The following is a 22,220-nucleotide window of genomic DNA, read 5'->3' on the forward strand; positions in this document are numbered from 1 at the left end:
GAAAACGCCGTTTTTTTATTTTTTAGGATGTTTAATTAGATTACTGTTCGTCGCCGCTTTTTACGCGGTTTTCGAAGCGTGTAAAACTTGAAAGGAACAAAAGATTTACGTCTCCGATTGGACCGTTTCTTTGTTTTGCTACAATCAATTTTGCATCGATTACAGGATTTGGATTTTCTTCATCCTGTTTCTTTCGGTCTCGGTGAATGAACATTACAACATCCGCATCCTGCTCGATTGATCCTGAGCCACGGAGCTGAGAAAGTGTAGGTTCGTTTCCTTCAGCGTCGCGGGCAACCTGCGAAAGTGCAACCACAGGAATGTCAAGTTCGCGTGCAAGGCTCTTCAGCGATTTTGAAATTTCCGAAACTTGCTCATAAACAGGAGCAGATGGATTTTCTGTAGAGATAAGACCAATATAGTCGATAAAAATAATTTTTATGTCGTGGTTGGTTTTTAGCCGTCTGGCCATGGCGCGCAAGTCAATTAACGGCATGTTCGGCGTATCGATTATATAAAGCGGTGCGTCAAAACATCGTCCGGCAGCCTCTTGTAGTTTTTGCAAGTCTTCGATTTTGAGCATTCCGCTTCGAAGTTTTTGACCTGGAATTCGTGCGTTTTGAGACATCAGACGCTGGCCAATTTGTTCGTAAGACATTTCGAGCGAGAAGAATCCGCAAGGAATATGCTTGTCAATTGCTATGTGCTCCATCATTGAAAGAGCCATAGCCGTTTTTCCCATTGATGGACGTGCACCAATGATAATCAACTCCGAATTTTGGAATCCGCTCGTCATGCTGTCCAAATCTGTAAAACCGCTGGGAATGCCTGTAAATACGTTATGATTCTTAAAGTGAAGTTCAATGTTTTCGATGGTTTTTGGAATTACTTCACCCATCGTGTGAACTTGAGTTGTTTGATCACGGTCCGCGAGCGCGAAAATTCGTTTTTCGGCTTCGTCGAGAATCATTTTGCTTTCTCGCGTTTCATCAAAAGCGGATGTTTTTATTTCTGATGAAATTTTTATTAAATTTCGTCTTATTGCCCTGTCATGGACAATCTCCGCATAATAGTCTATGTTTGCACTTGAAGGAACAACGTCTGCAAGAGAGGCTATGTAAGCGGCTCCCCCAGCCTGTTCCAATTCGCCAGTTTTTGTAAGCTCACCAATTAATGTTAAAGTGTCGCCTGTTGTTCCTTGCGTAAAAAGGCTTACGAGTGCCTTAAAAATAATCTGATTCTGTTTTGAGTAAAACTGCTCTGAACTTAACAACGTGACTACGGAACTGACGGAATCCCAGTCAAGGAGCATGGCACCCAAAGTTGCTTTTTCCGCCTCGTCGTTGTGCGGTGGTATTTTATCTTTTAGAATCTCATCCATAGCTAAGACACCCCTTAAAGTAGTTGAATCTGAATCGTACCGAATATTAAATATAGAAAACAAAAAAAGCCAGAGCGTAAACTCTGGCTTTTGGAATAATTTTAATCTAAATTATTCAGCTTTAGCTTCTTCTGTTTTTTCAGCGGCAGGAGCTGCTTCCAAAACTTTTCCGTCAGAAGTCTGAGCTTTTACAGAGATTTTTACTTCTGCTGTCTGAGCTTCATAAAGGTGAATTACACAGTGGTAGTTACCTGTTGATTTGATTGTTGAGCCAGGAATCTCAATTCGTTTGCGCTCAATTTCAAATCCGTTCTTGTTGAGATAATCTGCAACAGTCTGTGCTGTAACGGCACCGTACAATTTGCCGTTTGCTCCAGCTGGCATTACGAGGTCAACGAGAGTAGCCTCAAGTTTCTCTTTCAAGCTAGCAGAATCCTTTCGTTTCTGCTCTTTGCGAGCTGCAATTTCTTCTTTGCGTGACTCGAAATATTTTACTGATTCATCATTGTATGGAACAGCATACATACGTGGGAAAAGATAGTTGCGAGCGTATCCGTTAGCAACGTTCTTTACATCACCCATTTCTCCAAGATGTTTTACATCTGTGTAAAGAATAACTTTCATTTTACAAGCTCCTAAAAATAAAAAACGAATCGATTGAATGTGCCAGGAGTTGGCTCATCAATCGATTTAATTAACAAAAAACTACTCTGTAACGAATGGCAAGAGACAGATGTTTCTTGCGCGTTTGATAGCTACAGTAAGCTCACGCTGATGTTTTGCACATGTGCCAGTGATGCGGCGTGGAAGAATCTTGCCACGTTCTGTTGTGAAACGACGGAGACCGTCTGCATCTTTGTAATCGATTTTTGCTTTGTTAGCACAGAAACGGCATACCTTCTTGCGGAAGAAAGTTTTCCCCTTTCCTCTTGGTGAGCGTTCCTCGCCTTCACGTCCGTCAGCTGCGGCTCTTGTATCTGTTTCAGAATTTACTTTCTGTTCAACTTCGTTTGTTGTAACTTCGTCTGCCATATTATTCTCCTAATAGCTAGAATCGTCAGATTTAGAATGGAATGTCTTCTGGGAAACCAGAGTCAACATTATTAAAACCTTGGTCACCATAAGGCTGACTAGAACCCATTGGATCGTAGCCACCGTTCTGTGCTGCTGGATTTGCTTGGAAGCGCGGTTGATAACCCCCAGCCGGCTGTCCGGCATTTTCCGTTCTTCCAGCACCGAAGTTTCCTCCGGTACCGTTGCCAGCAGCTCCGCCAAGAAGCTGCACATTGTTTGCCACGATTGAAACACGGTCACGTGTTTTTCCGGTTTCTTTGTCTTGCCAGCGCTCCTGTCTGAGATAGCCTTCGATTGCAATTTGTTTGCCTTTCGTTAAGTACGGCTTTAAATTCTCAGCAGTGCGTCCCCAGATAGTAACGTTAAAATAATTTGCCTCGTCAACCCACTGCTCGCCTTGTTTTCGGCTTCTGTTTACGGCAATGCTGATGTTTGCACGAGCCTGACCGTTAGGAGTATAAGCAAATTCCCGCTGGTCTCCGGCATTTAAATCACGTGTAAGTCTTCCGACAATTGTAACTGTGTTTACATCAGTCATAAACAAAACTCCTAATTAAAAGCTGAAAGTGGATTTTTAGTAGATAAAACCAAAGGACAAACTATTTGTTCTTTTCGTCATCCAATTTTACGAACAATGATTTAAGCAAATTATTGTTCAATCTGAACTGTGCGTTGATTTCTACGAGTTTTGCAGGGTTTGCAGATACTGTGAAAAGAACGAAACGACCACGTTTTTGCTTGTTGATTTCGTAAGCAAGGTCACGGTCGCCGTAAGGCTCTTCTTTTTCTACTGTTGCACCAAACTGTGCCAATACTGAACGAACTAAGTCAGTTCCAGCTTTGAACTTATCTTCCTCGATTGGGTAGATAGTCATAAGTTCATACTTTTTCATGTGTATGTTTCTCCTTATGGACAATTGGAAATCGCATACGCGACTTCAAGGGGTTCGAATGTAAATATAGCATTTTCGGCGGAAGAAGGTCAATTGTTTATGAGAATTTTTTTATGAGGAAAGTTTCCGCGGAAAACTGAGCCTAGCCCTGCATGGAGTGGCGGCGCAGCCGTTCGCTTTGCGAATGAAACCACGGAACGCAGGGCATGACAGTTGATGCTTGGCGGCGGTAAGTTTTTTGAGTGATGCCAAAAGTTGATTTCGCTCCAAATTGAAAATTAGCTGAAAATTTTAAAAAGCGCCAATTTATCAACTCGACATTATGAGTTAAAAATCCGATAATGTAATGGGAAAATAGTTTTTTGGGAGTATATAATAGAAAAAAATGGCTGGTCAGATTATAAAAGTTGAAAAAATGGTTGCCGGGGGAAATTGTATTGGCAGGTTGAATGGAAAAAATGTTTTTGTGCCGTATGCCGTTCCCGGTGAGACTCTTGAGGTTGAAATAACTAAGTCTTTTAGGGACTATGATTTAGCGAGAATTGTGAGGGTTTTGGAGCCTTCTTCGCACAGAATTGAGCCTTTTTGCCCTTTGTATGGCGGCGATGAAGGAAAATGCGGCGGATGCAACATGCAGCATATTGACTATGAGTTTCAGAAAAAGCTTCGGGCGGAAATTTTACGTGATTGTTTTGAGCGTGAAGGTCTGACTTCCCCGGAAATTGAAATTATTTCGGCGGATGAAAAAAATTATCGTTCGAGAATTCAGCTTACGGACGGTGGTTTTAATTCGAAAGAATCGAATTCTGTCGTGAACCTTTCAAATTGTCCTGTTGCCACGAATGAGATAAATTCTTATCTTGCAATGACTTCGCAAAATGAGCGTCCGAGCGGCCGGGTGCATATTTTTGGTGACAGACGAGTTTTGAACGCACAGAATGAAAAATTTGCAAACGTCGTGGTTGCCGATGAAGATGAAGTTTATTCGTCTGTCGGAAAGGTTTCTGGCGCCGGTAAAAATCGGCTTAATAAAGTTAAAAATAATCTTAATCATCGTTTCATGGGAACGAGACAGAATTCTGAGAATGTTTGTTCAGTGACTTTGAAAGGAAAGAAAATTGATTTTGATGTGAAGGGGTTTTTCCAGTCGAATCTTGATGTGCTTGAAAAGACGATTGATGCCGTGTGCTACAACATGGGCGGAAAAAATGTCCTTGACATGTACGCTGGGTGCGGAACTTTTTCGGTTTTTCTTTCTGACATTTTTGAAAAAACTTTCCTTGTTGAGCACAATCGTGATGCCCTGGTTTTTGCGGAAATGAATCTTGCCGGCAAAAAACATGAAAGTTATGGACAGAGCGGCGAAAAATGGGTTTTGCAGAATGCTCGGAATGTGATTTTGAATAACGGAAATTTTGATGCAGTCGTAATTGACCCTCCTCGTTCAGGAATGGAAAAGCAAGTTTGCAAATGGCTTTGCGAGAATAAAGTTGGACAGATACGGAGCGTTTCGTGCAATCCTTCGACACACGCGAGGGACGCTAAATTCCTTGTAAAATCTGGCTATATTCTTTCAAAATTGTATCTTTTGGATTTTTATCCGCAAACCTCTCACATTGAGAGTCTGGCTTTTTTTGAGTACTATGCGTAGATTTGTTTTTTGTTTGTTGATTTTGGTCTTTGCGGTTTTTGAGTGTTTTTCTCAGGTGGCGGCTTTGCGCAATGCTGACCTTTCGGTGCAAAAGCCTTCGTGGCAGGCTGCTATTGGCGGAGAAGCCGTGGCGCCTGCCGTTGAGACTTCGTACGGAATCGTTGTTCTTAGCGACGGCCGAATGTTGAATGCTTGCACGGCAGATGGAAAAGTCATTTGGCAGCAGGCTGTAAAGGGGCGGCCTACTCCGTTTATGACTGCATTCGGGGACTTTTTGTACGTTGTTACGAGCGATAAAAAACTTAATTTTGTAAATCCGTCTGGCGTTACTATTTGGACGGCTGATAATCCCTTTGCGATTGTAGAGTCTCCTACTTTGGGGCTTGACGGTCGCGTTTTTGTGCGCGGAAAAAACAAGATTGCCTGTTACGGTCTGAACGGAATTATGCGATGGCAGACTGAAACTCCTGAACAGGCTGATTTGCCGCTTTCTGTTTTGAATGACGGAAGCATTCTTGTTTATATGAAGAACCTTCGTGACGGTAAGACTGTAGCAAAACGTTTTTCAGCTTTTGGCGGCGCTGAGGAAGATTTGATTTTTTCTGATGAGGTTGTTTCGGCTGTTTCTTCGGAGCAAGGAATTCTTGTTGGTCTTAAGAACGGCTCAATCGGTTTGTGCGCGGTGAAAGATGGTTTTGCGGATTCAAGATGGGTTCAAAAATCATATTTTCCGTCGGGCGCGTTTTCGATTTGTTATTCAAAAAGTTCAAAATATTCGGCTTTCTTTTTTAAGACCGGCTCTAGTATTTCTGTAATAATCGTAAATACTGAGGACGGGGAATTTATAAATCAGTTTACGTTGGGCGCGGTTAACGTTAATTCGATTCAGCAGACTCGCGCCACGGATTCGGGTTTTTTTATTGCAGATTCGTCGAACGCTTACGAATTTATGGAAGACGGTACGGTTCTTTGGGCCGGAAAGTTGCCTTCGAAAGCAAAATGGAATTATCTTGTTTACACGAAAACTTGCTATTTGATTTTTTGTAACAAAAACTGGATTGTTGATTCATTCCGCATGAATCAAGCGATTTCTATGGAAGAAAATGTTACAATCGGCAAAAAAAGCGTTTCGATAATCAAAATTGATGAAAGAAGTTCCTCTTCCGAGTTTGGAATGCGTACTCTGACTGAAGAAGATCTTACGGAACTTATTAAAATTATGAGCGAGGGAAATTACGGCATTCATGAAGAAGAATACATGACAAAAATAAAGACCGAGGCTCAGAATTATGTGAATTCCCTGAATTTTATCAGTTCGAATACAAAAACTACTTCCAGCTATTTTGAAGAAAATCCTCTTTATACCCGAAAATTGTTCTATTTGATGTCCCTTACAGGTTCTGAGGAATTTGTCTCTTATTTTGCGACTTTGATAAAATCCGAAAAAAACATGTCTCTTCTTACGCAACTCATTGCCTACTCCGGAAAAATTGGCTATGACCCTTACGGTGAACTTTTGTCGGCATATCATTATGTTATGAAGTCAAGGGTTTTGCCTTCGGACGTTCCTGTTTTGATGAATATTTGTGATTCAGTTTATGAAATTTGCAAATTCATGGGCCGACCTGCATTTTACAATTATGGGCGCGAGATAATTTCGCTCATGTTCTTTCCAAGATACGACAAAAAAGTGCGTGATTATGCGCGTGATACTCTAAAGAGAATCGCTGATCTTAAAATGTGATTTGACTATTTGTTTATATAGAATTAGAATTATTAAACTTATTTTAGCTGATTTTTAAATTCATTAAAGAATTAAAGTTGGCTTTACCAAGGAGACCTTAAATGGGAAAGACCATTGCTCAGAAAATTTTTGATGCACATTTGGTAGACAGTCCTTTCTCTGGAACTTATGTTCTGAAGCTTGACCGTGTGTTCTGCCATGAGATTACGACGCCTGTCGCAATTAATGATTTGGTAGAACGAAAGATGGATCGTGTTTTTGATCCGACTAAAATCAAAGCCGTGATTGACCACGTAACACCTGCGAAGGATAGCAAGACTGCCACACAAGGCAAAATCCTTCGTGATTGGGCTAGACGAAATAATATCAAAGATTTTTTTGATATTGGCTCAAATGGTGTGTGCCATGCTATTTTCCCTGAAAAAGGTTTTGTACGCCCTGGTTATACTGTAATTATGGGTGACAGTCACACTTGTACGCACGGTGCATTCGGTGCTTTTGCGGCTGGTGTTGGTACGACAGATCTCGAAGTCGGAATCTTGAAAGGTGTTTGTTCGTTCCGTGAGCCAAAATCAATAAAATTTGTATTGAACGGTAAGTTGAAAGAAGGCGTTTATGCAAAAGATGTAATTCTTTTCCTTATCGGAAAAATTGGTGTTAACGGTGCTACGAACTGCGTTGTTGAATTCACAGGTCCGATTGTTGACAATATGGGCATGGAAGAGCGAATGACCCTTTGCAATATGGCTGTTGAGGCCGGTGGAACTAGTGGCATCTGTTTCCCAGACATGAAGACTGTAGATTATCTTTGGGAATTTATCAAAGATGAATATAAAACAAAAGAAGATGCACTTGCAGATTATGAAAAATGGCATGATGATGAAGATGCAACTTATGAGAAAGTTTATACTTTCGATCTTTCTGATTTGGAGCCGGTTTGTACGATTAACTACAAGCCAGACCAGATTAAGAAGATTTCAGAAATGAAGGGCACTCGTGTAGACCAGATTTATATCGGTTCTTGCACGAACGGTCGTATTTCTGACCTTCGAGTTGCGGCTAGCGTTCTTAAAGGACATCATCTTGCGGAAGGTGTTCGCGGAATCGTTTCTCCTGCAACTCCAAAAATTTACAAGATGGCTATGGATGAAGGACTTCTCGATATTTTTGTTGAGGCTGGGTTCTGTGTAACTAATCCTACTTGTGGTGCTTGTCTCGGAATGTCTAACGGAGTATTGGCAGAAGGTGAAGTTTGTGCTTCTACAACGAACAGAAACTTTAATGGTCGAATGGGTAAAGGCGGAATGGTTCATCTTATGAGTCCTGCTTCTGCTGCTGCAACTGCTATTGCAGGAACTATTACAAATTCTGCTATTTACAAGGGCTAATTTTCTTGAAAACTATAGATCTTGCTTTTAAAGGAGTAAAATTATGAAAGCATTCGGTGGTTCAGTTCTATTTTTGGATCGCTCTGACATTAACACAGACGAGATAATTCCTGCAAAATATCTCACAGAGATTTCAAAGCAGGCTCTCAAACCTTATCTCCTGGAGGATTTGAAGCTTGATGGCTTTGATCCAAAACGTGATATTCCAGGAAAAAAGGTGATTATTACGCGCGAGAATTTCGGATGTGGTTCAAGCCGTGAACATGCTCCTTGGGCATTGGAAGTGAACGAGATTTATACTGTAATTGCTCCTAACTTTGCCCGAATTTTCCGCCAGAATATGTACAACTGTGGTCTTCTTGCGCTTGATATGTCTAAAAAAGACATTGACGACATGTTCAAGAATTTTGGCAACAAAGAGACTGAATGTAAAATCGAGCAGAAAGAAGATGGCACATGGAAAGTTAAGCTCATTGCAGGAAGTCTTTCTATAAGCTACCCTTTCAAACTTGAAGGATTTGAGAAGGCTCTTATCGAAAATGAGGGCTGGATCGGATACGCTGAATCTAAATACTAATGGGAACCTTTAAAAATTTCAGTTTTTAGAAGGAACTTTAAAATTTTGTTAAGGCTGGCTTGAAAATATTTTTTGAGTTGAATTTTAACAAAAGCTTTGGGACTACCTATTAATTTTAGGTAGTCCCAATTATTTTTAAAGTCCAAAAATCTCTTTTATTCTGTTGAAGGTCCAATTTGAAACTTCGCAAGCGTTTTTTTGCTGATTAAAAGCAAATTGCGCTTCTGTACTGTCAATTTTTGAAGGATAAACTTTTTTTGTGTAAAGATAATCGATTTCTGGATTGTCGCTTGCTTTATAAAAATCAATTTTTACGTACCTTCCGTTGCCGGACTGGGCTGTAATTGACGCAACTGGCGGCTCTGTGCCGATTGAGCTTTCTGAATTGATTTTTCCGTGGCGGAGCGATAAAAGGTCATGCGATTTTGCGCCAAAATCCTCGTTGTCTGAGGAAAGTGTTTTGGTTTTGCCTTCAATCGAAAGCGTCACTTGAGTTAGATTTTCAATTTCCGTAAAAATTTCACCGATTCCCCAGTAATTTATGTCGGTCGTAAGAAATTGCTGAAAAGAATTTTCCGTTTCGTAAGCAGAATCAGTTGTAATCGTTCGTAAGGCGAGCCTATTTGTGATACTGTTTTGCACTCCAAAGTATGATTTTGTATACACCCTGTCACTTTTTTTAGCAAAGGTGATTTTTGTTGCGTTTTCTTCACCGAGGGAAAGTTGTTCCCAACTGGTTTTGCCTGCAGAAATTTTATAAAGATTTCTGATTTTTGTGGCTTCGTCTAAAAGTGAATCAACTATTTTATTTTCTGCAAGAATTGTTGTATCGTCGGATATTGCAAGCCAAAATTCTCCGGATTTCTCAAGAGCAATTTTTTTTCCGTCTTTTTCGATAGAAATAGAATCTACAGTGTTTCTGTACTGCGGATTTAAAAGAGCCGATTTAAACGGTTTTGGGAGACTTTTTCCGTTTTTTGGAAGAAAAATCGCAAATGCAAAAAGTATGGCACCAATTCCGCACACAAAATACAGGATTCTGTTTATTTGCTTTACTTTCATTTATCTATATCTCCGTCTGATTTGGAAAATTATGAACCACGCTGCAAAAATCACAGGAATAACAAAGAATGTGATGATTATGGTTATGATTCGTGCGCTTAAAAATTCATCTTCCTCGGTGATTTTGTAAAGTGTCGTATTTGGCTGCGATTTTTCCATGAGTTCTGCAATTTCGGCATCTCCGCGGAGTTTTAAAAGCTGCGAAGTCAAAAAATCGAAATTCCGCGAGTCAACACGATTTTCTTCAGAAATCATCATTGTTGTAGAGTAATCAAGAAAATTTTGGTCGCCTACAACGACAACTTTTGCTTTTGATTTTCCAGGTTCATAGTATCCAGAAATTTCTTGCGCGATTCCTGCAAGAACGAATTTTGACTCGCTCTGCCCTGCTTCGCCCGCAGTTTTTTGGATTGAGAAAGGGTCAACCAAAAAAGGCACGTTCTGACTGCCTGATTCTTTTTGAAGCCAAGCGTGGCTTGATGTCTCTAAAAGCGGTTTTACAGCTCCGTAAGGCGTGATTGGGCTTGCCCAAAAAACAGTTGCGCCTTGTATGCAATCGCTAGAGGGAAGTACGGAAACCCACAGAGGATAATTGAGTGTTATATATTGCAAGTTGTTTTTGTCATTCGATTCCATTTTAATCGTTGCAGAAGAAATGTCCTGCACTAACGAATTGTCGAATGCGAATCCCCATGATTTTAGGACTGGAATAAAATTGTCGTCCGTGTTTCGGGTGATGTTCCATTTTTCGTCGATAGAAAATGGCGATGTTGTTATAAAAGCAGGAATTCCGCGTTTTACGGCTTTTTCGATTTCTATACAAGTTTCTTCCGAAAGTTTTGAAGAGCCTAAAATCAGAAGTTCGTCGCTAGGACTTAGCTCAGGGAGGATATGAAGCATCTCTCGTTCATCTTTTAAAAGATAAACATGAAATCCGCGTTGAGCCAAAAGTGGTTCGATAATGCTGTAGTCAAATTCAAAACTTCTTTCGTTTCCATTCAGCACGAAAATATTGCGGGTTTGCCCGGTGATAAGTTCCTGCACTCGCTGGCTCAAATCATACTCAAGGGACTGTGGATTTATTATGAACGGAATTAAAGTTTGTTTTTCTAGGTACTGAATCAAAATCGCTGAGTAAACCGTTATGTATTCAGTTTTTGTGCCAGTTTGATTCTTGAGTTGCTGGCCTTGCACTCCAAGAGAAGCTAAGCGCTCGGGTGAGGCTTTTTCGAGAGTAAAAGTTATGTTTGGACTGACAGCACTGTAATCCTGCAAATACTCGGCAATATCGCTGGTTTGTGGATAAAAGTCCTTTAGTTCTTTTGAGCGAAAATAAGTGATTCTCAGCGGTTCTTCAAGATTGTCGATGATTTGCCGGCTGGTTTTTGAAACGGAAAACTTTTTTGATTCCGAAAAATCTTCCCTAAAATAAAATCGTGAGAAGCTAAAACCAAAAAAGAAAATTGAAAGCGAAAAGAGAAAAACTGTAATCCTGTTTATTTTGCGTTCAAGTCGCTTGTATTCCACTGCAACCGACAAAAGAATCAGAACCAAAGAAATCAGAAAATAATAAACGATGTTTCGTGAATCCAAAATTCCTTTTCCGCTTGCGTCAAAATGCCATGCAAAGCTGATTTTTTGCATAAAAGTTGCAAGAAAAGAATTCGTTTTTATGTAAAGCGGAATAAGATGAATAAAGTTTGTTACCGTAAGTATTGCCACTGTTACAAAAAGCGGAATTGCCGGCGAATATGGCAACAACGAAAAAAGAAAAATTGCAAGCGATACAGATGTAAAAGCGTACAAACAAAGTCCGATGTAGCCTGTAATGAGTTGTCCAAAATCAACGTCGCCGAAAAAACTCACTGAAAACGGAATTACCAAAAGAAATAAAAGCGAAACCGCATAAGCTGAAAATCCCGCAAGATTCAAGGCGAGAAATCTTTTAAAAGACGAAATTGGTAACGAATCTTCCGTTATAAAAGGTCTTAAACGCAAGACCAAAAGCGGAATAACGATGACCGAAACGTATGGAACTGCATTGAAAAAACTTCGCAAATCCGTTGAGCCAATATCCGTGACAAAGAATTTTGAAGTAAAGTAAAACCGAAAGGCGCAAAAAAGAACCACAATTATGGAAGAAACATAAAAAAGTGGGTCAATCAAAAATGAATACAATAATGATTTGTAGAATGAAGAGAATTTTTTCATTTTATTTTCCATTTAATTACGATTTTTACTGCACTGTAAGCTTAAAAAATGCATCTTCCAGTGTTTTGCAACCAGTTTTAGTTTTGATTGATTCGGCAGTTCCCGAAGCGACAAGTTTTCCCTTGTTGATTATAAAAATGCTGTCACAAAGCGCGTCAACTTCCTGCATCAAGTGGGTTGAAAGCAGAATCGTATGATTTTCTTTTAGCGAGTTGACAAGTTTTCGCATACGGACGATTTGTGCCGGGTCAAGTCCGCTGGCCGGCTCGTCGAGAACTAAAACCGGCGGATTGTGAATTAGTGCCTGCGCGAAGTTTACGCGTTCTTTTTGGCCTTTTGAAAGCTGGCGTATTTTTTTGTGCAAGATTTCGTCTAAATCACATTGTTTACGCACTCGGTTGATTGCATCGAGTTTTTCTTTTGCTGAAAGTGCGTGCAAATCCGCAATTTGCGAAAGATATTCACTCACAAAATATTCGCCAGGAAGATTTTCTTGCTCGGTTACAAAACCCGTAAGCGTGCGGATTAGCTCAGCTTCTTCGCTTGCGTCGTAGCCGTTTACCAAAACCTTTCCGGAGCTTGCAAAGTGACGTGCGCAAACTGCTTTTAGGATTGTCGTCTTGCCAGCGCCGTTAGGTCCCAAAAGTCCTGTGATTTTACCGAATTCACATTTTATTGAAAAATTACTTACGGCTGTAAAGCTTTTGTAATTTTTTGAAAAACCTATTAATTCAATCATTTTTGTGTCTAAATTTGCCTTTAGTCGATATAAGGAATATCAAAAATCATGCGGTCTTTAGAAAGCTGTGCGTTCGGATAAACTTCTTTTGCCTGCTCCAAAAGCAATTCGAGATTCTTGTCGTTGTAGCGCGGGCTGTAATGGATAAGAGCCATTCGTTTTGCCTGTGAGTCTTTCGCGATTGTGGCAGCCTGACGACTTGTCATGTGCTTTTTTTCGCGTGCTTGGTCTTCGCAGTCATCGGCGAACATGCCTTCGCAAATCAAAAGGTCGCTGTTTTGAACTTCCTTAGCAATAGAAGGAAGATACATCGTGTCGGTTACAAACGAAAATTTTCGTCCGTGGCGTTTTTCGCCCATAACGTCTTCTGGTGTAACGGTTTTGCCTGTTGCTGACTGAACGCTTTCTCCTTTTTGGAGTTTTCCCCACAAAGGTCCAATCGGAACATTGAGTTCACGGGCTTTTTCTGGATTGAATTCGCCCGGTCGGTCTTTTTCTTCGAGCGTGTAGCCTACGCAGGTTTTTGTGTGCTGGAGCGGGAATGCTCGCACTGTAAAGTCTTCTCCCTCATGAACGATGCACGGTGCCGTAATTTCTTTTACGATAACAGGATAGTTTATGTACATGTCAAGAACTTTGCGGCTTGTCTCAACGTACTCGGCGATTTTTGGCGGTCCGTAAATATAAAGCGGTTCCGTGCGGTCTACTTGCGCGTTGAGCATCATAATTCCTGGTAAGCCAGTAACGTGGTCAGCATGAGTGTGCGAAATGAATATTGCGTCAATTTTTTTCCATTTAAGGTTAAGTCGTTTTAATGAAACTTGGGTTCCTTCGCCGCAGTCAAAAAGAAATAAGTCACCGTCGCGGCGGAGCAAAACGGATGTTAAATGTCGGTAAGGCAACGGCATCATTCCGCCGCAGCCCAAAATGAAAGCTTCTAAATTCATAAGACTTTGAATTTACACGAAAAAAGGAGAAGTTACAATTAGAGCAAAAGTGATTATTGCTTTTGCAGCGATTCAAGCTGTTCTTTTGTAAGTTCGTCTGGATTTATATCGGCTGTGGAGTGGTCTACGATTCCTGTTTCAATTTCTTTGAGGAAGGCTTCGTCCGGGTATTTTTGTATAAAATATTCGTTCTCGGAGTCTGGAACATCTGCGGCATTTAAGTGCACGGTTTCGTTTTGTGTTTTAGCCTGTTCTTTTTTACAAGAAATCATTGCCGCACAAAAAATGAGTCCTGCGATTAAAAAAAATACTCTTTTCATAGAATTGCCTCCCAATTTATGAACTGCGCAACAGTATATCAGATTTTGGAAAATCGGCAAACCGAGTTTTTGAACTTTACTCATAAATCTTCTCACCTGTTGAATCAGACTTATGGAATCGATAGAATCAAGCAAAGAGATTTTTATGAAAACTGATGAAAAAAAAATAGATGATGAACTTTTTGAAAAGCGGGAATCGGCGGTAAAGACTTTGCTTTCCACAATTCCGACTGAAAATCCGGAGCGCGAGGGCCTTTTGGAAACTCCAGCGCGTGTTGCAAAAATGTACAACGAACTTTTTAGCGGATATTCGATGAACCCGCACGAGATTTTGTCAAAGCAGTTTGACGCAAGCAATTGGAAAGGTGTCGATTCTTGTGATGAAGACGGTTATGGCTGCAATATGAACGGAATTGTAATCGTAAAGGACATTTCGTTTTATAGTCAGTGCGAGCATCACATGGTGCCATTCTTCGGAAAGGTGCATATTGCTTACATGCCAAAAGACAAAGTTGTGGGCTTGAGCAAAATGGCTCGCCTTGTTGAGTGCTTTGCTCGTCGGCTTCAGATACAGGAGCGTTTTACGAATCAAATAGCTGACAGTCTGTACAAAGAACTTGATGCAAAAGGCGTTATGGTAATTGTAAAAGCCACTCACATGTGCATGGTTATGCGCGGAGTAAAGAATCAGACTGCGGAAACCGTTACGAATGCCTTTCGCGGAGATTTTGCAACCGATCGTGACGCGCGAAAAGAAGCGCAGTATCTTATGAGCCTGTAAAGTGCGCGAGACTGGATATAATGATATATTGATGTATCTTAAGATATACCATTATATCCCCACTCAATTATCGGAAAGTTTTCTTTTGTGTTTTATAGCTTTTTTCTTTTGCTTATAGAAACACCGTCGCCGACTTTGAAAAACTCCGTATCAAATTCTTGGTTGTTCTTTAAAAAATCAATGTATTTCCTGATTTTTTTTACGAGTTTTATAGTGCTGTAGTTGTGCGTAAGACTCAAATCTTCCACCATTCCGTGGAACGAAAGATTGTCGCTTACGATTACACCGTTTTCTGTGAGCTGATTTTTGAATTTTTCAAAGAATTTTGTGTATTGGGCTTTTGCGGCATCTATAAAAATCAAGTCGAATTCGCCTGGAATTTCGTAAGTCAACGCGTCTCCGTGAAAAATCGTAATTCTGTCGGTTAGGTTGTTGTCTTTAAAATTCGAGCAGGCCGCCATATAGCGCTCGTAGTCTATTTCGATTGTTGTGACTTTAATGTCATTAGAAAGTTTGGCGAATTTTATTGATGAATAGCCAATTGCTGAGCCGATTTCAAGAATATTTTTGATGTTGTGTTTTTTTATGTAGTCACAAATAAACTCACTTCCCGCTTCCTGCATAATCGGAACTTCGTTTTTCATGGCGAATTTTTTAATCCACGAATTTTCGCCTTCATCATCCATAGAAAGAATATCGATGAACTTTTCAATTTCGCTCGCAACCGAAAAAGATAAGTCCGCATTTTCTTTGACAAGTTCTTCTGTGTTGCCAAGCCCGCCCCTGCATGCAACGGTCTTGCAGCCGTAGGCTTTTCCTGCCTGAATGTCAACTTTGCTGTCGCCAATCATAATTACGTTTTCGGCAGTATAGTTTGTGCCGTATTTTTCGTTGATTTTTGCGACGGTGAATTCGAGTCCTTCTGGAGACGGCTTCATGTGCGTAATTTCGTCCGGGCCTGTGATAAAATCGAAATATTTTGCAACATCAAAGTGTTCAAGAATCAGCTTCGCAATTTTTGAAGGCTTGTTCGTAAGCATTCCAATTTTTTTGTTTTTTTCTTTGAGTGTTTTTAAAAGCTCTCTGATTCCTGCGTAAAGCTTGGTTTTTACTACGGCGTGGGAATAATAATATTCAAGGTAGAATTTTAGGATTTCATCGAGTTTTTCAGTTTTGCTTTCGTCAAAATGATTTTTTGTTGAATATTTCAATGCCCGAAGAATCAGCATTTTTGCACCGTTTCCGATAAAACTCATAACGTTTTCGAATGGGACTGGCCAGTAACCAAAATGCTCAAATGTGGCGTTCACTGCGTCTGCAATATCTTCGCCGGAATCTATAATTACTCCGTCGCAATCAAAAAGATAAACTTCAATCATTATTCCTCCCCCGTTAATTTTAGGGATTCCGCATTATGAACTTGTAAATGCAAAAAAATTGTCTGCACTACCGCGAAAAAAACGTTTTTGTTCACGCGGTGCAAGGTGCAAGGAAAATTATTGACGCCGCAAGGCGACTCACCTTGCAAACGTTCACAAAAGCCGTTTTTTCGCTCTCGTTCCGACAATTTTTTTAGTCTGCTTGTAATAATGCGGAGTCCCTATCATTAATTTAACTTGATGTTGAATCTAGGGAATTCTATGATACAATCAATAAGAAAACCTTTAAACCCTACTGAATTTTGTAAAATTTAATAGAAGAGCGAATGTGGAGTTTTGAATGGAGAAAATATGACGGATTTATCAAAATATGACAGTTTTTTTTCGGACTTTGACGAACTTATCGTAAATCTAAAAAGCGAACTTGAAAAATTCACGCAGACTGCCCCAGAAAATGGCTTTGAAAAAACAGCTCAGATGATTAAAAATCATGCCTATTTTTGGCTTTCGCGCCACGAAAAAGATTTTGAGCCATTAAAAAAAGACATTTCGCAGTGCACGGAAAATGAATGGCTTGTTTTGAATGCCCGCAAATTCATCGATTATTTTTTGAAGACCGACGTAATTGAATCAACGATAATTTCTGTTGAAGAAGTTCTTAGAAATCACATTGACTATGCGTATTATTTTAATTTTAGAAATCAAAAGGCCAAAGCCATAAAAAATTTTTTTAAGCATTATGAGTCAAAACTTACTGATGCAGAGAGTTTTTCGTTGTGGCTGGATTTTCAGGATGTCAAAAAATCGAAAATCTTTTCGGAAGTCGCTGATTTTTTTTACAAACGCGTAATCGCAAATCTGCCTGCCGAAAAAAAGGCTCCGTTCAATCAAGTTTTTGAGATTATTTATGCTGCAACGCCGCTCATGGTTCATTCAAAAAATATGAATTTCTGGCAATTTAAAAACGAAGTGGCAAATCAGCATAATTTTGAATTCAAAAATCACTCGCCAATTCAAAAACGCCCGAATGCCTATTATTTGGGCGAAGGTTACAAGCAGACTTATGCAGCGTTAAAAAAAGTGCATGAGTTTTTGCCGACGGACAAAAAATATTTTAAGGCAAAGGCTTACAAAACGCTTTCTTTGGTCGTGTGGCTCCCGCTTGTTCTGACGATAGCGTTTTATTTTATGAGCCTTAGCAAAGAATCTGGAATTTTTTCGTTGCCGCTGGTGTATTTTTATATTTCGGTGCAATTCGTTACGATTGTTTGCTACCTGATTTTTAAAATCCACAAATCGACAAGGCTCGGCCAATTCCTTTTTAACCAATACAAAAAAATTATTGCAGATGAAGTTGAAAAAACTTGCCAAGAGGCTGCAAAAATTGAGGAAGCGCGTCCTTTCTTAAACGCCGTAAATTTTGCAGAAACTGAGTCTGACAAAAATGAGCCTTCTGAAAAAGAGCCTTCTGGCGCGGTAAATAATTAGAGCTGTTCGGAAAACTGAACTTTCTTAACGCGTTCATTGATTTTTTAGATTCTGGAGAAATTATGTTGTATTTTATTTTATCAATAGTTGTTATTGGCGGCGGAATTGCAGAATTCTATTTTCTTTTGAATCACAAAGAAACTTTTTTTCCAATACCGTGCTATTATGTTTCCGCAATTTTGATTTATGTTGCCATGTTCTTTATTTCTGAAATCTACAATTTTAATTGGTTCAGCGTACCGAGCATGATGCTGCTTGCAACTGGAATCGTATATTCAATGCTGATTGACAAATATGACGGCGTTGTTTACGGCCCCGCTGTTACGATGATTTTGACGTTGCTCGGAAAAATTATTTTTATAGAAAAATTGAACGGCTTTTTAGGTGCGCTTTTGGGGCTTTCTATTGGCTATGCCGTGCTTTTTGCTATAAAATTGTTCTCAAAATCCTCAAAAAGAGTAAAAAATGACGGAGCGTTAAATGACTAGAGCCGAAACATATAATACCGAGTACGTAAAAATGAATCATGCCTATATTCAGCTTTTTGAATCTTATCAGGTTTTGATGCAGGCTGACGATGTGGACGAGGAAGTTAAACAGGTTTTGGAAAGCGTTTTTATGGTTTTAAATCCGACTCTTGACAGAATCAAATCTGAAATGACCGTAAAAACTAGATACAAGACCGATTCTTCGTCAAATAAAACGCAGAAAGGAAAGAGTTCAGAAATTGTGACGGAAGAAAGTAACGGCGGAAAAGTCTTCCATCCAAAATTTTAAGTTCGGCCACGCAGAATTAAAAAAGTCAGCATGATTACGATTGATTTTGAAAACAGGTGCGAATTTGGTTTGTGCGAATGCATTTACGCTCAAATAAAAACGCAAATCCTTAACGGCACTTTGCTTCCTGATGAAAAACTTCCCTCAAAACGCTCTTTTGCCGAACATTTGGGGGTTAGCGTTATTACGATTCAGAACGCATACGCCCGACTCATTTCGGAAGGCTATCTTTATTCAATAGAAAAAAAAGGTTTTTTTGTTACGAATCTGAGTCTTGAAGAAGTTCCTGATTTTTCTAAGGACTCAAAAAATTCTCCAGCCGAAAATGATTCAAAAATATTCCTTCCGCAATTTGAAAAAACAGATTTTTTTACGGATTTTAGAAATAATTCTACAAGTTCAGAAAAATTTCCCTTCAGTCTTTGGACGCATTTGATGCGAAAAGTTTTAAAGACAAATGACGAGCGACTTTTGAGCCGAATTCCTGCAAATGGTGTTTTTGAACTCAGAAAGGCGATTGCAAAATATCTTCTTGAATTCAGAAATATGAATGTAAGTGCTGAGCAAATCGTTATTGGTGCCGGAACCGAGTCTCTTTACACGATGCTGGTTCAGTTTTTTGGCAGGGACAAATTGTATGCGGTGGAGAATCCTGGCTATCACAAAGTCGCAAAGATTTTTGAATTGAACGGAGCGGCCGTTGTTCCCGTGGATATCGATGAAAGCGGAATAAATTCGGACTTGCTCGAAAAATCCTCGGCGGACGTGGTGCATATTTCGCCCGCGCATCATTTTCCGACCGGAGTTGTAATGCCTGTAAAACGGCGGCGCGAAATTCTTTCCTGGGCGAACGAGTCAGAAAATCGTTTTATAATCGAAGATGATTATGATAGTGAATTCCGGTTTAACGGAAAGCCTTTGCAAACGCTTCAAAATGCTGACGAAAACGCAAAAGTTATCTATATAAATACATTCTCAAAAACATTGTCGCCGTCGTTTAGAATTAGCTACATGGTTCTTCCCGAACGAATTGTAAATGATTTTTTTGACCGGCTTGGTTTTTATTCCTGCCCTGTTTCTGCCTTTGAGCAGTTTACGCTTGCGGAATTTATAAATCAAGGATTTTTTGGAAAGCACATAATCCGAATGAAAAATTATTACAGAAATCTTCGGAATAATCTGATAAATCAATTGGAAGCGAGTAAAATCGCTTCGATTGCAAAAATAAACGAAGAGGAAGCTGGGTTGCACTTTTTGTTAAAACTGAATTCTCCGCTTGACGGAAAAAGGCTTCAGCAAAAACTTGAGGAGCACAAAATCCGGATTCCCCTTTTGAGTGATTTTTATTACACAAAAAATCTTGGCGATACCCCTGAAAATCCGACTTTTGTCCTGAACTATTCGGGCATTCAAAAAGAACGGATTTCAGAGACTGTACGGCGAATGGAAGATTCGATTATTCAGTCTTAAAAGTGTCGATGATGTCTACAAGACTCTTTGCGTTTCGGCTGAGTTGGTTGCTCATTTCTGCAAGTTTTTCTGAAGCTGCTGCGTTTTGCTGAACAACAGAATCTAGCTGAGTGATTGCGATAGTGATTTGTTGCGCACCATTGTTCTGTTCTTTGCAGGCAACAGAAATCCCGTTTATAAGTTCCGTAGTTTCTTCGATGTTTGGAATTACGCTGTTAATTTTTTCACCGGCATTTTGAGCTTCAACGAGTGTTTTTTGCACAAGCTGAATGATTTCTTCGCTGGAATTCTGGCTTCGTTCTGCAAGTTTCCGAACTTCACTTGCAACCACGGCAAAGCCTTTGCCCGCTTCGCCTGCCCGCGCCGCTTCGATTGCTGCATTCAAAGCGAGCATGTTGGTCTGTCCTGCAATGTCATCGATGATATTTATTTTTTCTGCAATTTCCGTAACGGCGGCAACCGCGTCTGCAACGGCATTTTTTCCAGACGTACTTTCAGTTGCTGTATTCGATGCGATAATTCCTGTTCGGGCTGCATTTTCAGCGGTCTGGTGAATGTTCGAGGCCATTTCTTCCATTGTGGCCGACATTTCTTCGCTCGAAGCCGCCTGCGCACTTGCACCGCTCGAAATTGCCAGACTCGAACTCTGCACTTGCATACTGTCTTCTTGCACTTCAAAAGCCGTCTCTTTTACTTTTATGATGACTTTTAGAATTTTGTCCATCGTATGGTTAAAATAATTTGCAAGCTTTGCAATTTCGTCGTTTCCTTTTACCGGAAGTCGTCGCGTAAGGTCGCCCTCGCCTTCTGAAATGTCTTTTAGCATATTTGTTATGCTGGAAATTGGTCGTGCAATTGATTGTGAAATGACAATCGTTACGAGAAGCGAAATTAAAATTGAAAGCAAAATAGCCATTGCAAGAACCCGAATGACGGAATTTGTCGTTGCGTTCAAAACTGTGTTCGGAACCAGGTAAATATAATTCAAAGGAATTAAACTGTTTTCTGAAGGCACGCAGACAATTTCGTATTTGCCTTTCAAAAAATTGTCGATGTTGAGTTTTTCGCTAAAACGGAATTCTGAACCGATTTCGTAATTTTCAAATCCTTGGATTCCAATTTCTTTTATGTTTTTAAAAAGATTTTCTGGGTGATAATGGTCAACGAGAATCGAGCCGTTTCTGTCAACGACCATCATTCCAGAAAGAATGCTGTCGCTCTCGTTTTTTACGTTGCCGACCGAGGTCTGAAAAGTCGTTAAATCAACGTCCGCAGTTACGACTCCGCGTGGTGCGCCGTTTATGTCGTTAAAATATTTAGAAACGACAATTACAGGGTCTCCGCCGGATGTTGTGTAGGCGTCCGAATAAAAAATCGAACCGCCCGCAGCCTTCGCGTTTTTGTACCATGAGCGGGTGCGGCTGTCGTATCCGTTCGGGCGGTCTTCCTCTGGGTATCTTACGAAAGAGCCGTTAGATTCTAGAGAAAGCGACATTCCGAGAATATCATATTTGGTTTCCGAGAAGGTTTTTGCAAGTTTGTAAACGTTATATTCATATTCCGAAAAATTCTCTGGATTCATAGGAATTTTTCCGCTTGGGTCAGACAAATTAACATAAGATGTGATGTCATCGCTCGTTTCTCTGAATAAATCTGTATTTGCCAGCAAAGTGACCGTCGAACCGATTTCTGAAAAATAATTTTCTACAGTCGTATCTGTCAAACTTGAGATTTCTTTTACATTTATTTCGAAAGAATGTTCGTTTATTGAAGCTACTCTTTTAGAAATTACAATGCCCAAAATAAAGAGAATAAAAATAACAAGCGAAATTACGCTGAGTGTGATTTTCTTTCCGATAGAATTTGATTTTGCCCGCATAGTTGTATCCTTAAAATAAAAATGGGGTTGTCCATTTTTCAGAGCGATGCATAAAGAACGCAAGCCAGATTTTAGGATTTCCCCATGTTAAAAGATGAGTAAGGACTAAAGAACAAGGAATGAAATTTTGTTATCTTCAAGAGCGACAACTTTTAGGTCATGTCGCTCGCCTGATTCTGCGTCCTGAACAGAAATAAGTGAACCTTCTTTGATGTAATAAACATAGCTTTCGATTGTGTGACTGCACCAATCGTCACCCACTATAAGATGATGATGAAGCTCAATCTCACCAAGTTTGCCAACTGCTGCCGCACGAATTTTTGAAATAGTGCAGTATGATTCAATTCTTGGTTCACCGTAAGAATCTGTTAAAACATCAAGAGGCAAGAATGACATTGTTTTCTCACCGACCAAATAGCTTAATTCTTCAGATGCTTTCATAATTACCTCTAATATTTT

At 39.9% G+C, this 22,220-nt stretch carries 22 protein-coding genes; 9 read left to right on the plus strand and 13 right to left on the minus strand.

Annotation, left to right across the window (positions count from 1 at the left end; all coding sequences use genetic code 11):
- Positions 1–40: 40 nt before the first annotated feature.
- The 5 genes from dnaB to rpsF all read right to left on the minus strand — a co-directional run bounded on the left by dnaB (position 41) and on the right by rpsF (position 3,348).
- Complete coding sequence (gene dnaB / locus JI65_RS10610; RefSeq protein WP_191016245.1) at positions 41–1,381, minus strand: replicative DNA helicase; 1,341 nt, start codon at positions 1,379–1,381, stop codon at positions 41–43.
- Between the two features lie 111 nt (positions 1,382–1,492).
- Complete coding sequence (gene rplI / locus JI65_RS10615; protein ID WP_191016247.1) at positions 1,493–2,005, minus strand: 50S ribosomal protein L9; 513 nt, start codon at positions 2,003–2,005, stop codon at positions 1,493–1,495.
- An 81-nt stretch (positions 2,006–2,086) separates the two neighbouring features.
- Positions 2,087–2,413, minus strand: coding sequence for a 30S ribosomal protein S18 (rpsR, locus tag JI65_RS10620; RefSeq protein ID WP_191016250.1), 327 nt, complete (start codon positions 2,411–2,413; stop codon positions 2,087–2,089).
- A 31-nt stretch (positions 2,414–2,444) separates the two neighbouring features.
- A complete protein-coding gene (gene ssb / locus JI65_RS10625; RefSeq protein WP_191016253.1) occupies positions 2,445–2,993 on the minus strand; it encodes a single-stranded DNA-binding protein in 549 nt (182 codons plus the stop codon).
- 61 nt (positions 2,994–3,054) lie between these two features.
- Positions 3,055–3,348: a 30S ribosomal protein S6 gene (gene rpsF, locus JI65_RS10630; RefSeq protein ID WP_191016255.1), complete on the minus strand. Its 294-nt coding sequence runs from the start codon at positions 3,346–3,348 to the stop codon at positions 3,055–3,057.
- A gap of 385 nt (positions 3,349–3,733) precedes the next feature.
- On the opposite strand from rpsF, the gene rlmD reads away from it, so the two are divergent.
- The 4 genes from rlmD (at position 3,734) to JI65_RS10650 (ending at position 8,708) form a co-directional block, all read left to right on the plus strand.
- Positions 3,734–4,999: a 23S rRNA (uracil(1939)-C(5))-methyltransferase RlmD gene (rlmD, locus tag JI65_RS10635; RefSeq protein ID WP_191016257.1), complete on the plus strand. Its 1,266-nt coding sequence runs from the start codon at positions 3,734–3,736 to the stop codon at positions 4,997–4,999.
- The gene (locus JI65_RS10640; protein ID WP_191016260.1) at positions 4,992–6,743 is read left to right on the plus strand and encodes an outer membrane protein assembly factor BamB family protein; all 1,752 of its coding nucleotides are present in this window, start codon (positions 4,992–4,994) and stop codon (positions 6,741–6,743) included. Before rlmD ends, JI65_RS10640 begins: the two co-directional genes overlap by 8 nt.
- Before the next feature lie 101 nt (positions 6,744–6,844).
- The gene (locus tag JI65_RS10645) at positions 6,845–8,131 is read left to right on the plus strand and encodes a 3-isopropylmalate dehydratase large subunit (RefSeq protein WP_191016262.1); all 1,287 of its coding nucleotides are present in this window, start codon (positions 6,845–6,847) and stop codon (positions 8,129–8,131) included.
- A gap of 43 nt (positions 8,132–8,174) precedes the next feature.
- Positions 8,175–8,708: a 3-isopropylmalate dehydratase small subunit gene (locus JI65_RS10650; protein ID WP_191016265.1), complete on the plus strand. Its 534-nt coding sequence runs from the start codon at positions 8,175–8,177 to the stop codon at positions 8,706–8,708.
- 135 nt (positions 8,709–8,843) lie between these two features.
- Here the strand turns inward: JI65_RS10650 and JI65_RS10655 are convergent, their stop codons facing one another.
- The 5 genes from JI65_RS10655 to JI65_RS10675 are packed head-to-tail and all read right to left on the minus strand — an operon-like array spanning position 8,844 to position 13,987.
- Complete coding sequence (locus JI65_RS10655; RefSeq protein ID WP_191016277.1) at positions 8,844–9,770, minus strand: hypothetical protein; 927 nt, start codon at positions 9,768–9,770, stop codon at positions 8,844–8,846.
- On the minus strand, positions 9,771–11,981 hold the full coding sequence (locus JI65_RS10660) for a GldG family protein (protein ID WP_191016279.1): 2,211 nt from the start codon (positions 11,979–11,981) through the stop codon (positions 9,771–9,773).
- A 25-nt stretch (positions 11,982–12,006) separates the two neighbouring features.
- On the minus strand, positions 12,007–12,720 hold the full coding sequence (locus JI65_RS10665) for an ABC transporter ATP-binding protein (RefSeq protein WP_191016281.1): 714 nt from the start codon (positions 12,718–12,720) through the stop codon (positions 12,007–12,009).
- 20 nt (positions 12,721–12,740) lie between these two features.
- Positions 12,741–13,667: a ribonuclease Z gene (locus JI65_RS10670; protein WP_191016283.1), complete on the minus strand. Its 927-nt coding sequence runs from the start codon at positions 13,665–13,667 to the stop codon at positions 12,741–12,743.
- 53 nt (positions 13,668–13,720) lie between these two features.
- Positions 13,721–13,987, minus strand: a complete 267-nt coding sequence (locus JI65_RS10675; RefSeq protein WP_191016285.1) for a hypothetical protein — start codon at positions 13,985–13,987, stop codon at positions 13,721–13,723.
- Positions 13,988–14,132: 145 nt separating this feature from the next.
- On the opposite strand from JI65_RS10675, the gene folE reads away from it, so the two are divergent.
- Complete coding sequence (gene folE / locus JI65_RS10680; protein ID WP_191016288.1) at positions 14,133–14,768, plus strand: GTP cyclohydrolase I FolE; 636 nt, start codon at positions 14,133–14,135, stop codon at positions 14,766–14,768.
- A 92-nt stretch (positions 14,769–14,860) separates the two neighbouring features.
- On the opposite strand, the gene JI65_RS10685 is transcribed toward folE, so the two are convergent.
- Positions 14,861–16,147: an HAD-IA family hydrolase gene (locus tag JI65_RS10685; RefSeq protein WP_191016290.1), complete on the minus strand. Its 1,287-nt coding sequence runs from the start codon at positions 16,145–16,147 to the stop codon at positions 14,861–14,863.
- A gap of 351 nt (positions 16,148–16,498) precedes the next feature.
- Here JI65_RS10685 and JI65_RS10690 point away from each other — a divergent pair, with 351 nt between their 5' ends.
- The 4 genes from JI65_RS10690 to pdxR all read left to right on the plus strand — a co-directional run bounded on the left by JI65_RS10690 (position 16,499) and on the right by pdxR (position 19,882).
- Entirely contained in the window at positions 16,499–17,635 is a 1,137-nt protein-coding gene (locus JI65_RS10690; RefSeq protein ID WP_191016292.1) for a hypothetical protein, read from the plus strand.
- A gap of 62 nt (positions 17,636–17,697) precedes the next feature.
- A complete protein-coding gene (locus JI65_RS10695; RefSeq protein ID WP_191016295.1) occupies positions 17,698–18,123 on the plus strand; it encodes a hypothetical protein in 426 nt (141 codons plus the stop codon).
- Complete coding sequence (locus JI65_RS10700) at positions 18,116–18,412, plus strand: hypothetical protein (protein WP_191016297.1); 297 nt, start codon at positions 18,116–18,118, stop codon at positions 18,410–18,412. The genes JI65_RS10695 and JI65_RS10700 overlap by 8 nt, the downstream gene beginning before the upstream one ends.
- Before the next feature lie 30 nt (positions 18,413–18,442).
- Positions 18,443–19,882 carry a MocR-like pyridoxine biosynthesis transcription factor PdxR gene (gene pdxR / locus JI65_RS10705; protein WP_191016299.1) on the plus strand — a complete coding sequence of 480 codons (1,440 nt, stop codon included), beginning with the start codon at positions 18,443–18,445 and terminating at the stop codon, positions 19,880–19,882.
- On the opposite strand, the gene JI65_RS10710 is transcribed toward pdxR, so the two are convergent.
- Positions 19,869–21,761 carry a methyl-accepting chemotaxis protein gene (locus tag JI65_RS10710; protein ID WP_191016301.1) on the minus strand — a complete coding sequence of 631 codons (1,893 nt, stop codon included), beginning with the start codon at positions 21,759–21,761 and terminating at the stop codon, positions 19,869–19,871. The two genes, pdxR and JI65_RS10710, sit on opposite strands and share 14 nt — an antisense overlap.
- A 105-nt stretch (positions 21,762–21,866) precedes the next feature.
- On the minus strand, positions 21,867–22,202 hold the full coding sequence (locus tag JI65_RS10715) for a hypothetical protein (RefSeq protein WP_191016304.1): 336 nt from the start codon (positions 22,200–22,202) through the stop codon (positions 21,867–21,869).
- Between the last annotated feature and the right edge of the window lie 18 nt (positions 22,203–22,220).

Source organism: Treponema zioleckii, assembly GCF_014737315.1.
In the GTDB taxonomy this organism is placed as follows: Bacteria; Spirochaetota; Spirochaetia; order Treponematales; family Treponemataceae; genus Treponema_D; species Treponema_D zioleckii.